This window comes from Nocardia sp. JW2 (genome assembly GCF_051843015.1).
In the GTDB taxonomy this organism is placed as follows: domain Bacteria; phylum Actinomycetota; class Actinomycetes; order Mycobacteriales; family Mycobacteriaceae; genus Nocardia; species Nocardia coubleae.
This window is the reverse complement of sequence record NZ_JBPXLK010000015.1, coordinates 1-12258: the sequence shown is the minus strand read 5'-3', so window position 1 is coordinate 12258 and position 12258 is coordinate 1. Positions and strand designations below refer to the sequence as shown.

Here is a 12258-nt window from a genome sequence, read left to right as displayed (position 1 = left end):
GTGAGGATGACCGGGTACCGACGAGTAAAACTGGGGCAAACATCACACGCTCGGTCTAATCGCGCCGGGCTGTTCATTCTCCGTTAACCCACCTCGGGCCAACTGTCAACCGGGCGAACCTACGTTACTTCTGGGCGGCACAGTCGTCGCCTGGTGCTCGCGTTCCCCCGCGATCCGCACCACCCAACTCGCCCGGGCCGGTGAGGGACCGAGCGAGTTCGTCAGCAATGTCGGAGGAAAAGTGAACTTCAAGCGCACCAGCGCCCTGGTCGGCGTCTTCGCCGCGGGTGCCATGTCTCTGGCCGCCTGTGGCAGCGACGACAACACCGGTGGCGACACCAGCAACAACGCCAACACCAGTGTCGAGTGCGGCGGCAAGAAGGCGCTCAAGGCGTCCGGTGCCTCGTCGCAGAAGAACGCGATGGAGCGCTTCGTCGCCGCCTACGAGACCAACTGCGACGGCTACACCCTGAACTACACCTCCAGCGGCTCCGGCGCGGGCGTCAACGAGTTCATCGGCGGCCAGACCGACTTCGGTGGCTCCGACTCCCCGCTGAGCTCCAAGAAGGACGAGCCTGCCAAGGCCCAGGAGCGTTGCGCCAGCCCGGCGTGGAACCTGCCGACCGTCTTCGGCCCGATCGCCATCACCTACAACGTCGACGGCGTCACCGACCTCGTGCTCGACGGCCCGACCGCCGCCAAGGTGTTCAACGGCGCCATCACCACCTGGGATGCCCCCGAGATCAAGGCGCTCAACCCGAACGCCAAGCTGCCCTCGGAGAAGATCGCCGTGATCTTCCGCTCCGACGAGTCGGGCACCACCGACAACTTCCAGCTCTACCTCGACGCCGCGTCCGACGGTGCCTGGGGCAAGGGCGGCGGCAAGTCGTTCAACGGCGGTGTCGGCGAGGGTGCCAAGGGCAACGAGGGCACCTCGGCCGCCATCAAGAACACCAAGAACTCGATCACCTACAACGAGTGGTCCTTCGCCAAGGCGCAGAGCCTGTCGATCGCCCAGATCATCACCTCGGCGAGCAAGGACCCGGTCGCGCTGTCGGCCGAGTCGGCGGGCAAGTCCATCGACGGCGTGAAGATCAAGGGCGAGGGCAACGACCTGGTGCTCGACACCAGCTCGTTCTACAAGCCCACCGCCGCGGGCGCGTACCCGATCATGATGGCCACCTACGAGATCGTGTGCTCCAAGTACGCCGACGCCGAGACCAGCAAGGCCGTCAAGGCGTTCCTGACCTCGGTCGTCACCAACGGCCAGAACGGTCTGTCCGATGCCGGCTACGTGCCGCTGCCGGATGCCTTCAAGACCAAGCTGACCACCGCGATCAACGCCATCTCCTGATCGCTGCGTAGGCCATGACCATGCACCCTGAGGTGACCGCACCGGGCTCGTCGGATTCGACGGGCCCGCGGGCGGCCGGAGATACTTCGCATATGCCGACCGAACCGAAATTCGACAAGGCCCCGGAGAAGGGTCGTTCCGGGCGCCTGAACGCCGAGACGATCTTTCGGTGGCTGGCCACCGCGGCGGGCGCGACCATTGTCGCGGCCATCGCGTTGATCGCGTTGTTCCTGCTGATCCGCGCGGTCCCCTCGCTCATGGCCGACAACGCCAACTTCTTCACCAGCACGGAATTCTCCACCGGTGACGCGAACAACCTGCGCTTCGGCATCCGTGACCTGTTCATGGTCACGGTGCTGAGCTCGGTGTTCGCGCTCATCGTCGCGGTGCCGATCGGCGTCGGCATCGCGCTGTTCCTCACCCAGTACGCGCCGTCGCGGTTGGGCAAGCCGTTCACCATGCTGATCGACCTGCTCGCCGCGGTGCCGTCCATCGTGTTCGGTCTGTGGGGCTTCCTCGTGCTCGCCCCGCAGATCGCGCCGGTGCAGGAGTTCCTCAACTCCAACCTCGGCTGGTTCTTCCTGTTCTCCGACGGCAACGTCTCGATCGCCGGTGGCGGCACCATCTTCACCGCCGGTGTCGTGCTCGCCGTGATGATCCTGCCGATCATCACCTCGGTGGCCCGCGAGGTGTTCGCGCTCACCCCGCGTGCCCACATCGAGGCCGCCCAGGCGCTCGGCGCCACGAAGTGGGAAGTCGTGCGGATGACGGTGCTGCCCTACGGCCGCAGCGGTGTGATCGCCGGTTCCATGCTCGGTCTCGGCCGCGCGCTCGGTGAGACCATCGCCGTGCTCGTCGTGCTCCGTACCGCGAGCAACGCGGGCACCTGGTCGCTGTTCGACGGTGGTTACACCTTCGCCTCCAAGATCGCCTCGGCCGCCTCGGAATTCAGTTCCCCGCTGCCGACCGGCGCTTACATCGCCGCCGGCTTCGTCCTCTTCGCGCTGACCTTCGTCGTCAACGCACTGGCCCGCCTGGCCTCCGGTGGAAAGGTGAACGGCTGATGACCACCACATCGACCCTCGACAAGCCGGTCAAGGCGCCGACGTTCCGCCACGTCTCCAACGGCAGGCGGATCAAGAACAACATCGCCACCGGTCTGGTCACCCTCTGCTTCGTGATCGCGCTGATCCCGCTGGTGTGGGTGCTCGGCCTGGTCCTGGTGAAGGGCATCGGCTCGATCGTCACCGCCGACTGGTGGTTCAACTCGCAGAAGGGCATCCTGCCGGACCAGTCCGGCGGCGGTGTGTACCACGCGATCTACGGCACGATCGTGCAGGCGCTGATCGCGACCGTCATCGCGGTGCCGCTCGGCGTGATGGCCGCTGTGTACCTGGTGGAATACGGTCGTGGCAAGCTGGCCAAGGTCACCACCTTCATGGTCGACATCCTCGCCGGTGTGCCCTCGATCGTCGCGGCGCTGTTCATCTTCGCGCTGTGGATCGCCACGCTCGGCATGCCGCAGAGTTCGTTCGCGGTGTCGCTGGCACTGGTGCTGCTGATGCTTCCGGTGGTGGTGCGCAACACCGAGGAGATGCTGAAGCTGGTGCCCGACGAGCTGCGCGAGGCCTCCTACGCGCTCGGCGTGCCCAAGTGGAAGACCATCCTGCGCATCGTCATCCCCACCGCCGCGCCGGGCATGATCTCGGGCATCCTGCTCGCCCTTGCCCGCGTGATGGGTGAGACCGCGCCCGTGCTGGTGCTGGTCGGTTACTCGAAGTCGATCAACCAGAACATCTTCGACGGCAACATGGCCTCGCTGCCGCTGCTGATCTACCAGGAGCTGGCCAACCCGGAGCCGGCCGGTCGCGCGCGTGTCTGGGGTGCGGCGCTCACGCTGATCCTGCTCATCGCGCTGCTGTACCTGGCTGCCGCCGCGGTCAACAAGCTGCTCACCCGGAACCGATAGAAGCGAACGGAAACTCCCATGGCCAAGCGGATCGACGTCAAAGATCTCAACATCTACTACGGCAGCTTCCACGCCGTGTCGAACGTGGACCTGACCGTGCTGCCGCGCAGCGTCACCGCCTTCATCGGTCCCTCCGGTTGTGGCAAGTCCACCGTGCTGCGCTCGCTCAACCGCATGCACGAGGTGACCCCGAACGCCCGCGTCGAAGGTGCCGTGCTGCTCGACGGCGAGGACATCTACGGTTCGGCGATCGACCCGGTGGGTGTGCGCCGCACCATCGGCATGGTGTTCCAGCGCCCGAACCCGTTCCCCACCATGTCGATTCGCGACAACGTGGTGGCCGGGCTGAAGCTGCAGGGTGTGCGCAACAAGAAGGAACTCGACGAGGTCGCCGAGCGCTCGCTGCGCGGTGCGAACCTGTGGAACGAGGTCAAGGACCGCCTCGACAAGCCCGGTGGTGGTCTGTCGGGTGGTCAGCAGCAGCGTCTGTGCATCGCCCGCGCCATCGCGGTCTCGCCCGACGTGCTGCTGATGGACGAGCCCTGCTCGGCCCTCGACCCCATCTCCACCCTCGCGATCGAGGACCTGATCACCGAACTCAAGAAGGAGTTCACGATCGTCATCGTCACGCACAACATGCAGCAGGCCGCCCGCGTGAGCGACCAGACCGGTTTCTTCAACCTCGAGGCCCAGGGCAAGCCCGGCAAGCTCATCGAGATCGACGACACCGAGAAGATCTTCTCCAACCCCACCCAGCGCGCCACCGAGGACTACATCTCGGGCCGTTTCGGATAAGGGATCCGACGAGAAAGCCCCCGCACTCCTTCGGGAGGGCGGGGGCTTTCTCGTTGTACTGCTTCAGCTTTCGATTTCGCCGTCCGGGAGCACACCGGTGACCAGGAAGATCACGCGGCGGCCGATCTCGACGGCGTGGTCGGCGAAGCGCTCGTAGTAGCGGCCCAGGAGGGTGACGTCGACGGCGGCGGCGACGCCGTACTTCCACTCCCGGTCCATCAGCAGGGTGAACAGGTGGCGGTGGAGGTCGTCCATCGCCTCGTCGTCCTGGTTGAGCTGGGCGGCGCGCTCGGGATCGCGGGTCTCGAGCACCTCCTTGGCGCCGGCGCCCATGTTCACCGCGATGCGGCCCATCTCGGCGAAGTAGCCGTTCACCGATTCGGGCAGGGCGTGGTTGGGGTGGCGGCGGCGGGTCACCTTGGCGACGTGCAGGGCCAGCGCGCCCATGCGGTTCACATCGCCGACGATCTGGATGGCACTGACCACCTGACGCAGGTCGCCCGCGACGGGGGCCTGCAGCGCGAGGAGCGCGAACGCCTTCTCCTCGGCCTCGGCGATCATCACCGAGATCCGATCCTGCTCACCGATGACCTGCTCGGCCAGCGCGAGGTCGGCCTGCAGCAGCGACTGGGTGGCTTGCTCCATGGCCTGGCCGGCGAGACCGGCCATTTCGCCGAGCAGATTGGCGAGCTCGGCCATTTGCTCGTTGTAGATGACACGCATAATGGCTGACCCTAGTGGGTACCGGTACCCCTGTCACCCAACACCGGGTTAATGCCGTGTGGCACAGTCGTGCCAGCTCAGCGCACGTCGTGAATCGGGCAGCTCAGTCGCAGCTGGTGTCGGCGGCGTTCATGTGCTCGAGATCCGACGGCAGACGCACCGGCGCGGCCGAGACCGGCTCGCCGAGCGACACCGCGGGCAGCTCGGCGCCGACCGTCGTCGGGGTACGCACCTGGCCCGTGTAGTCCGAGCCGACGACCACCTCGATGATGCCGCTGAGGTCGTCGTCGCGTTGCAGGACGGCACCGGGGATGGCACTGGCCACGGTCGCGGCGGCCGCCTCGTTGCCCTCGGCGTAGCGCACCTCGGTGGTGTCGGTGTACTCGGTGGCATTGGCGACGTTGTAGATGCCGAAACCGAAGTTCGACAGCTTGTTGGCCGCCTGCCGAGCCATGCCCGCGGTCTGGGTGCCGTTGGTCACCAGCAGCGACACCGACGCCGGGCTCACCGCGTACATCTTGGGCGCCTGGGTGGGGGCCGCGGGTGTGCTGGGGTTGGTGATCGGCGGGGCGGTCTGCTCGCCGGGCAGCGGCTGGTCGTCGATGATCGCGCGGAAGATCGCCTTGATGTCGGCTTCGCGCGGAATCTCGTTGCCGTAGGACGTGGTTCCCGCGGTCGGGGCGGTGATGAAGGTGACCGCGCCCGCGTTGACCTTCTGCAGCGACCGGCCGAGCAGGATCAGGTCCTTGGTCTCGACACCGTCGACGAAGGTGTGCTGACGGAACGCCTCGACGAAACCCTGCAGCTTGGCCGGGTCGAGCAGCACCTGACCCGACAGCGCGCCGCGCAGCAGCGCCGCGAGGAAGGTCTGCTGCCGGTGGATGCGGTCGTAGTCGCTGCGCTCCTCGCCGACCACGTGCCGGGCCCGCACATAGTTGAGGGCCGTCTCGCCGTTCACGCGCTGCTTGCCCGAGCTCTCGAGCACGGTGCCGAGCACACCGTCGATGATCGGCTTGGTCGAGCACACCTCCACGCCACCGATCTGGTCGACCATCGCCTCGAACCCGGCGAAGTCGATGCCGATGAAGTGGCCGATGCTCAGACCCGACATCTTGCGCACCACGTCGGTCAAGCAGCGCGGGCCACCGAGTGCGTAGACGGCGTTGAGCTTGTCGCCCATGGCCGACGGGAACTTCTGGTCGGTGTACTTGCCCTTGTCGTTGTCCCAGCCCGCGCACTGCGGCCGGGTGACGTCGAGGTCGCGCGGGAAGGAGACGACCACCACGCGGGAGCGGTCCTTGGGGATGTGCACGAGCATCGCGGTGTCGGCGCGCGCGCCTTCGGCGTCGACGGTGGAGCCCGCGCCCATGTCGGCGTTCAGGCCCGCGCGGGTGTCGGTGCCGACGATGAGGTAGTTCTCGTCGCCGAGCTGCATGTCACCGTCGAGCACGTCCTCGGTGGCACCGTCGAGGGCCGACACCTGGGTGAAGCCGTTGTTGGTGGCCCGCAGGTAACTCCAGCCACCGCCGGTGACCACCAGCGCCAGCACGGCGAAGAAGGTGACCGCGACCCGTCCCGCGAGGCGTGCCTGTTTCGCGCGGCGCCGTTCGGGTGTCCGGGCGGCGGCGGTCTTGGTTTCGACCCGCTTGGGCTCGACGCGCTTCGGCGGGGCCGCCGGGGTCTCGGTGACGGCGGGCAGGATATCGGTGACCTGCTCGTCGACCCGACGAGCGGGCGGTGCCGTGCGGACCGTCTTGCCCTTCGCCGGGGCGGTCTTGCCCTGGGCGGCGGTCTTGCCCGGCGTGGGAAAAGTCTTGCCCTGCGCGGGGATCGCGGTCGTCGCGATGCGGTCGGCGGGGGAGTCGACGCGATGCGGTGCGGCGGGGGCGTCGCCGGGCGAACCGTCGGCGCGTGCGGCGATATCGGGGCGGGGGGTCGGGCGGGGTGCCTGGTCGCGGGCGCGGCGGCCGGCGCGGGAAGTACCCGATGGATCGGCGGGGGCGCGGCGGCTGCGTTTGGTTCGTTCGCTGTCGACCCGGTCGACGAGGTCCTGGACGGTGAGCGGGGCCGCGTCGGGATCGGCGTCGGCGTGCCGTGATCGGCGGGAACCGCTGTCTTTCTGTGCTGGCGGTTCGGCAGCCGGATAGCGCTCCCACGGGGCGCGACCTCCGGGCCGGGGCGTACGCCCGCGCCGATCGTCACCCACCAGCGAACCTCACTTCTCTATCTGCCGCATACGCGTCATCGTTCGGCTGCTCGGTCGAACCGGAGCCGAACGATGTCCGCAATGATAACGATTCCGCCACGAGTAGCCACTCCAGTGCACAACAGATTCGCACGGAATCCGGTTGCGACGCGCTGACCAGCGCCGAAGCTTTACCCCCCGCTGTGCATCACATCGGCGGCGGTGGGCACGGTGTCGTCCTCGGGGTCGTCGAGCCACCCGTCGGGCAGCACGACCTTGGTCTGCGGCGAGCCCTGACGACCGCGGGGGCCGAGGGCGTCGGTGGGGAAGGGCACGTCCGGATCGAGCTGCGCGACGAGGTCCTCGATCTGGCTCAGCGCCGACACGGTGGCGAAGCTGCGGCGCAGCTGCGAGCCGACCGGGAAGCCCATCAGGTACCAGGCCATGTGCTTGCGGATATCGCGCATCGCCTTGTCCTCGCCGTCGTGTTCGGCGAGCAGGGTGGCGTGGCGGATCAGGATCTCGCCGACGCGGCCCAGCGTCGGGCCCTCGGGGACCGGTTCGCCGCGCAGGGCGGCACTGAGCTCGGCGAACAGCCACGGCCTGCCGAGGCACCCACGGCCGACGACCACGCCGTCGCACCCGGTCTCGTTCATCATGCGCAGCGCGTCGTCGGCGGTGAAGATGTCGCCGTTGCCGAGCACGGGAATGGTGGTGACGGCTTCCTTGAGCCGGGCGATGGCCGACCAGTCGGCCGTGCCGGAGTACAGCTGCGATGCGGTGCGCGCGTGCAGTGCGACGGCGGCGGCGCCCTCGGCCTCGGCGATGCGGCCGGTGTCGAGGTAGGTGTGGTGCTCGTCGTCGATGCCGATGCGGAACTTGAACGTCACCGGCACGCCCGCCGGTTCGGCGGCCTTCACCATCTCCTTGACGATATTGGCGAACAGCCTGCGCTTGTAGGGCAGCGCGGAACCGCCGCCGAGCCGGGTGACCTTGCGCACCGGGCAGCCGAGATTCAGGTCGATGTGGTCGGCCCAGCCCTCACCGACGACGATGCGAACGGCCTCGCCGAGCGTTTTCGGGTCGACACCGTAGAGCTGCATCGAGCGCGGATGCTCGTCGGCGTCGAACGACATCATGTGCAGCGTCTTCTCGTTGCGCTCGACCACCGCGCGGGCGGTGATCATCTCGCACACGTAGATGGCGGTCTTGCTGCCGAATTCGCGGCACAGCTTGCGGAAGGCCAGGTTGGTGATGCCCGCCATGGGTGCGAGCACGACGGGCGGATCGACCGGGTAGGGCCCGATCCGCAGCGTGGTCGGTGCCTGGGGCATCGTGATAGTCACGTCTGCCATTCTCGCATCCACCCGGATGTGATCGATCTCGCGTACCGGCGACTTCGGCCGGGTCACGGCCCGATCGGGACGCACGCGACAGCATTTATGTGGTACTCGACGTTCGGGATATGTCCGTCGGCTCAGTAGCCTGAGCTTGCCGCTTCCGGCGGCGCGCTGTCCCCACATCATCGGAGAAGACCCCCATGGCCGAAGACGCCACGACCACCACCCCCGCCGCGCCCGGTAAGGCGACCGTGGCGATCAGTGTCTCGTCGCTTGTCGGCGGTGCCGCCATCGCCGTGCTCGCCGTCGCCGCCGTCGTGCTCGGCATGCTGTACGGCTCGGCGCGCTCGGATGTCTCGGACCTGCGTGCCGAGGCCGCCGACGACGCGAAGGCCGAACAGATCGCCCTCGACTACTCCGTCGGCTCGGCGACCCTGAACTACCAGGACGTCGACGCCTGGGTGGCCAAGCTCAAGGCGGGCACGTCCACCGAGCTCGCGGGCAAGTTCGACGTCACCGGCGACAAGCTGGAAGACATCGTCGTCCCGCTGCGCTGGGCCTCCACCGCCACCCCGATCACCGCGAAGGTGCTCGAGCGCGAGGGCCAGGTGTACAAGGTCGCCGCGTTCGTCGACGTGAGCACCACCAACGCGCAGAACCCCGACGGCCTGCGCAACACCGTCACCTACAACATCACCGTCGATGCCGGGCAGGACTGGAAGATCACCGATGTCGGCAGCGCCGACGGTGCCCTGCCGATGAAGTAACCGGCTGTACGAAAAAGCGCCGCCCACCGGAATCCCGGCGGCGGCGCTTTTTCGTGAGTTCTAGACGCTGGCCATCTCGCGCTTCTTGGCTTCGCGAGCGAGCATGCGGTCGCGCTGCTCCTCGAACTTGACGACGTCCTGGCTCAGCTTCTCCAGGAAGTCGCCGAGGCGCTCGCGGGTGGCCTCGCCACGGGCGGTGAAGTCGGTGCGCTCGAAGATGTTCCACTTCTTGAGCACCGGCTGCACGACCTCTTCGAGGTGCTGACGCAGGTCGTAGATGCCGTGCTTGGCCATCAGCACACCGTTGCGCCGGAAGTTGGGCATCCCGGCGCCGGGCATCTGGAAGTTCTCCACGATCAGCGAGATCGCCTCGATCGCCTGGTCGGGCGACAGGTCGAGCGCCGCGCCGCAGAGGTTGCGGTAGAAGATCATGTGCAGGTTCTCGTCGGCGGCGACGCGCTGCAGCATGCGGTCCGCGATCGGGTCGTCGCACACCTTGCCGGTGTTGCGGTGACTCACGCGGGTGGCCAGTTCCTGGAAGGTCACGTAGGCGACCGAGTGCAGGAAGCCGGCGTCCACCTCGGTGGGGGAGGCGAACCCGTTGGTCATGTGGATCATGCGGGCGTTCTCGAGGGCCACCGGATCCACGCCACGGGTGACCACCAGGTAGTCACGCATCACGATGCCGTGGCGGTTCTCCTCGGCGGTCCAGCGACCGACCCAGGTGCCCCAGGCGCCGTCCTGGGAGAAGTTCTCGGCGATCTCACGGTGGTAGGACGGCAGGTTGTCCTCGGTGAGCAGGTTGGTGATCATGGCGGCCTTGGCCACCTCGCTGAGCTTGGACTGCTCAGGATCCCAGTCGATGCCGCCCATGGCGGCGAAGTTGCGGCCCTCGTCCCACGGGACGTAGTCGTGCGGATGCCATTCCTTGGCCAGCGACAGGTGCCGGTTGACGTTTTCCTCGGCAACCGGCTCCAACTCCGTGAGCAGTTCGAGTTGAGTCAGATCCCTTGCCATGTAAAAACCCTTCGCTGTCGTGCTTGCGGTCGAACGTCGCGATGCGGCCATACCTTACGGCACCGTAGGTGTGATGCGAAACGCAACTGAGCGTAAAGCCGATGAAGTTGAACAACGCCACAACATCGGCAGCTGCCGGTAGGACGTACTGACGAGTCTAGGTCTTCGGTCCGCAGCGTAGGGACTATCGCTGTAGTGGCGGCGGCGTTAGCGCCTACCGGGTGAACACTCGGTGTCGCGGCGGCGGGAAGTGCTGTCGGCGAGGTCGTTCGCCTGTTCAGGGGCCATGACGGCCGGCTCTTCCGGCGCGGCCGGGAAGTGCCACGTGACAGTGGTCACGGTGAAGTGATGGTGCCCCCTGTAGGACTCGAACCTACGACCTAGTGATTAAAAGTCACCAGCTCTACCAACTGAGCTAAAGGGGCGCGCAGCGGAGTCTAACCGACACCGCGCCGCGACGCCGAATAGTGTCCCCCATCAGCCGGGCTTCCGGCGCACATGGTCCGGTCGGCCCCGGTAACGGCGGCGCGCCCCGGCGCGATGCCCGGCTGACGGGCTGGAGCACATCGCCGTTCCCACTTCCCGTCGCGACGTGTCATCGAATAGTGTTGTGGGTCAACAGCTTTCGAACAACAGGAGTGTGTGGGTGATACCGGGGTCCGCGAGTGCGCCGCAGGGGGGCGCTGGACAGGCCAACAATGCTGTGCGAGTGCGGTTTTCGCATTCGGCGCCACGGCTCACGGTTGCGCCCGGTTTGCCTGTCCGGAAAAACGGACCGGGTGTCCCATTCGCATGTTGCCGTTCGGGGAATGCGGGTACGGTGATTACCTGGTGAATTTCGAAACAATCACCGGGGCCGCACTTTCCGGCGCCCGGTGGTGGGTGCGGTGTCGCGGAATTCATCGGGGGTTCGATGTGCCGGGGTGAACGCGAAGGCGCGCGAACTCCTCGCAAAGGGGCAGTCGCTACCGCAGGAGGAGGCGGTTCTCACAGGTATTGAGCCCGAGTGTGCACCCCCTGTGGCGCACCCGGGCCGGCGAACTATACCAGCCGGAGGGGTACCGGCATTCGGCGAGTTTACATACCAAAAGTATGAAAAATAACCACAATTCGCGCCGCGGGTCTGTCATTGATCGGCGGCGACGAGAAGGTTCGGAGGCGTTTCGAGCATGGCACGGCAGCAAGAGCGGGCGCGCCGCACACGCGCCGCGATAATCAAGTCAGCGGCCGTCGAGTTCGGGAAGAGCGGGTATGCCGCGGCATCGCTCAACCGCATTCTGGAAGGTTCGCGCGCGACAAAGGGCGCGATGTACTTCCACTTCGACTCCAAGGAAGACCTCGCACGCGCGGTGCTCGACACCGCGGTCGAGCGGTACCGGCTGTGCGCGGAGCGCTGGCTGGCCCGCACCGACCTCGGCCCGCTCGACGTGCTGCACGGCATGGTCGACGAGGTCGCGTTGCGGCTCGAGCACGACACCATCGTGCAGGCCGAGTACCGCCTGGTGATCGAACCCGACTTCCATCGCGACGCGGGCAACGGCGGTGGCCGCATCCTCGGCCGGGCCACCCGGGTGCTCGCGGTGCGCGCGATCGACGACGGTCAGCTGCGCGCCGACGCCGACCCCGACCGGTTCACCAGAACCCTCGCCGCGGCGCTCGCGGGCCAGCGGTATCTCGTCGACCCGATCGGCACCGGTTCGGCCGCCGATCTGCGTGCCCGCTTCGCCGAGGTGCTCGAGGTGATCGTCGAGGCCATGGCGACGCCGCTGTGGATACAGCACTTCCGCACCGACGGCTGGCGCGCCCAAGCCCGCCTCGACGACCTCGGTTTGGGCGCCTGACCAGGCGATTTGGAAGAGTGCACCGAGGTGTCATAAGCTATGCGAGCTCCCAACGGAAACGTTGAAGCCGCCCCGGAGAGATTCGGAACGAGCCCCCTTCGTCTAGCGGCCTAGGACGCCGCCCTTTCAAGGCGGTAGCGCGGGTTCGAATCCCGTAGGGGGTACAGTCTTCGGACTGTAGTGTAGGAAAAGCAAGGCCCTGTGGCGCAGTTGGTTAGCGCGCCGCCCTGTCACGGCGGAGGTCGCGGGTTCGAGTCCCGTCAGGGT

Annotated in this window: 10 protein-coding genes and 2 tRNA genes; 7 read left to right on the top strand and 5 right to left on the bottom strand. The window is 67.1% G+C overall.

Annotated elements, in window-relative coordinates:
• Nucleotides 1-241: 241 nt before the first annotated feature.
• From pstS to pstB, 4 genes are all read left to right on the top strand, one after another.
• Entirely contained in the window at nucleotides 242-1354 is a 1113-nt protein-coding gene (pstS, locus tag ACSVDM_RS20485; protein WP_439267066.1) for a phosphate ABC transporter substrate-binding protein PstS, read from the top strand.
• A 92-nt stretch (nucleotides 1355-1446) separates the two neighbouring features.
• Nucleotides 1447-2418 carry a phosphate ABC transporter permease subunit PstC gene (gene pstC / locus ACSVDM_RS20480; protein WP_067640877.1) on the top strand — a complete coding sequence of 324 codons (972 nt, stop codon included), beginning with the start codon at nucleotides 1447-1449 and terminating at the stop codon, nucleotides 2416-2418.
• Nucleotides 2418-3323 (top strand): phosphate ABC transporter permease PstA, encoded by a 906-nt coding sequence (pstA, locus tag ACSVDM_RS20475; RefSeq protein WP_067640879.1) that lies wholly within the window; start codon nucleotides 2418-2420, stop codon nucleotides 3321-3323. Before pstC ends, pstA begins: the two co-directional genes overlap by 1 nt.
• 18 nt (nucleotides 3324-3341) lie before the next feature.
• A complete protein-coding gene (gene pstB, locus ACSVDM_RS20470) occupies nucleotides 3342-4118 on the top strand; it encodes a phosphate ABC transporter ATP-binding protein PstB (RefSeq protein ID WP_067640881.1) in 777 nt (258 codons plus the stop codon).
• A gap of 63 nt (nucleotides 4119-4181) precedes the next feature.
• On the opposite strand, the gene phoU is transcribed toward pstB, so the two are convergent.
• The 3 genes from phoU to dusB form a co-directional block, all read right to left on the bottom strand.
• Entirely contained in the window at nucleotides 4182-4841 is a 660-nt protein-coding gene (phoU, locus tag ACSVDM_RS20465; RefSeq protein WP_067492349.1) for a phosphate signaling complex protein PhoU, read from the bottom strand.
• A gap of 103 nt (nucleotides 4842-4944) precedes the next feature.
• On the bottom strand, nucleotides 4945-7047 hold the full coding sequence (locus ACSVDM_RS20460) for an LCP family glycopolymer transferase (RefSeq protein WP_439267063.1): 2103 nt from the start codon (nucleotides 7045-7047) through the stop codon (nucleotides 4945-4947).
• 170 nt (nucleotides 7048-7217) lie between these two features.
• Nucleotides 7218-8381 carry a tRNA dihydrouridine synthase DusB gene (gene dusB, locus ACSVDM_RS20455; RefSeq protein WP_067640887.1) on the bottom strand — a complete coding sequence of 388 codons (1164 nt, stop codon included), beginning with the start codon at nucleotides 8379-8381 and terminating at the stop codon, nucleotides 7218-7220.
• Nucleotides 8382-8566: 185 nt separating this feature from the next.
• Here dusB and ACSVDM_RS20450 point away from each other — a divergent pair, with 185 nt between their 5' ends.
• Nucleotides 8567-9133, top strand: a complete 567-nt coding sequence (locus ACSVDM_RS20450) for a hypothetical protein (protein WP_067492352.1) — start codon at nucleotides 8567-8569, stop codon at nucleotides 9131-9133.
• A gap of 60 nt (nucleotides 9134-9193) precedes the next feature.
• Here ACSVDM_RS20450 and ACSVDM_RS20445 read toward each other — a convergent pair whose 3' ends face one another.
• Nucleotides 9194-10150, bottom strand: a complete 957-nt coding sequence (locus ACSVDM_RS20445) for an acyl-ACP desaturase (RefSeq protein WP_067492353.1) — start codon at nucleotides 10148-10150, stop codon at nucleotides 9194-9196.
• A gap of 349 nt (nucleotides 10151-10499) precedes the next feature.
• Nucleotides 10500-10575 (bottom strand) — tRNA-Lys (locus ACSVDM_RS20440).
• Nucleotides 10576-11319: 744 nt separating this feature from the next.
• On the opposite strand from ACSVDM_RS20440, the gene ACSVDM_RS20435 reads away from it, so the two are divergent.
• Both ACSVDM_RS20435 and ACSVDM_RS20430 read left to right on the top strand, forming a co-directional pair.
• Nucleotides 11320-11991, top strand: coding sequence for a TetR/AcrR family transcriptional regulator (locus ACSVDM_RS20435; protein ID WP_067640889.1), 672 nt, complete (start codon nucleotides 11320-11322; stop codon nucleotides 11989-11991).
• Between the two features lie 91 nt (nucleotides 11992-12082).
• A tRNA-Glu gene (locus ACSVDM_RS20430) sits at nucleotides 12083-12155 on the top strand.
• Nucleotides 12156-12258: the final 103 nt, after the last annotated feature.

Coding starts and splice junctions, on each gene's coding strand:
- phoU (WP_067492349.1), bottom strand. CDS start 4,841: ATGCGTGTCATCTACAACGAGCAAATGGCCGAGCTCGCCAATCTGCTC.
- pstB (WP_067640881.1), top strand. CDS start 3,342: ATGGCCAAGCGGATCGACGTCAAAGATCTCAACATCTACTACGGCAGC.
- dusB (WP_067640887.1), bottom strand. CDS start 8,381: ATGGCAGACGTGACTATCACGATGCCCCAGGCACCGACCACGCTGCGG.
- ACSVDM_RS20435 (WP_067640889.1), top strand. CDS start 11,320: ATGGCACGGCAGCAAGAGCGGGCGCGCCGCACACGCGCCGCGATAATC.
- ACSVDM_RS20445 (WP_067492353.1), bottom strand. CDS start 10,150: ATGGCAAGGGATCTGACTCAACTCGAACTGCTCACGGAGTTGGAGCCG.
- pstA (WP_067640879.1), top strand. CDS start 2,418: ATGACCACCACATCGACCCTCGACAAGCCGGTCAAGGCGCCGACGTTC.
- pstC (WP_067640877.1), top strand. CDS start 1,447: ATGCCGACCGAACCGAAATTCGACAAGGCCCCGGAGAAGGGTCGTTCC.
- ACSVDM_RS20450 (WP_067492352.1), top strand. CDS start 8,567: ATGGCCGAAGACGCCACGACCACCACCCCCGCCGCGCCCGGTAAGGCG.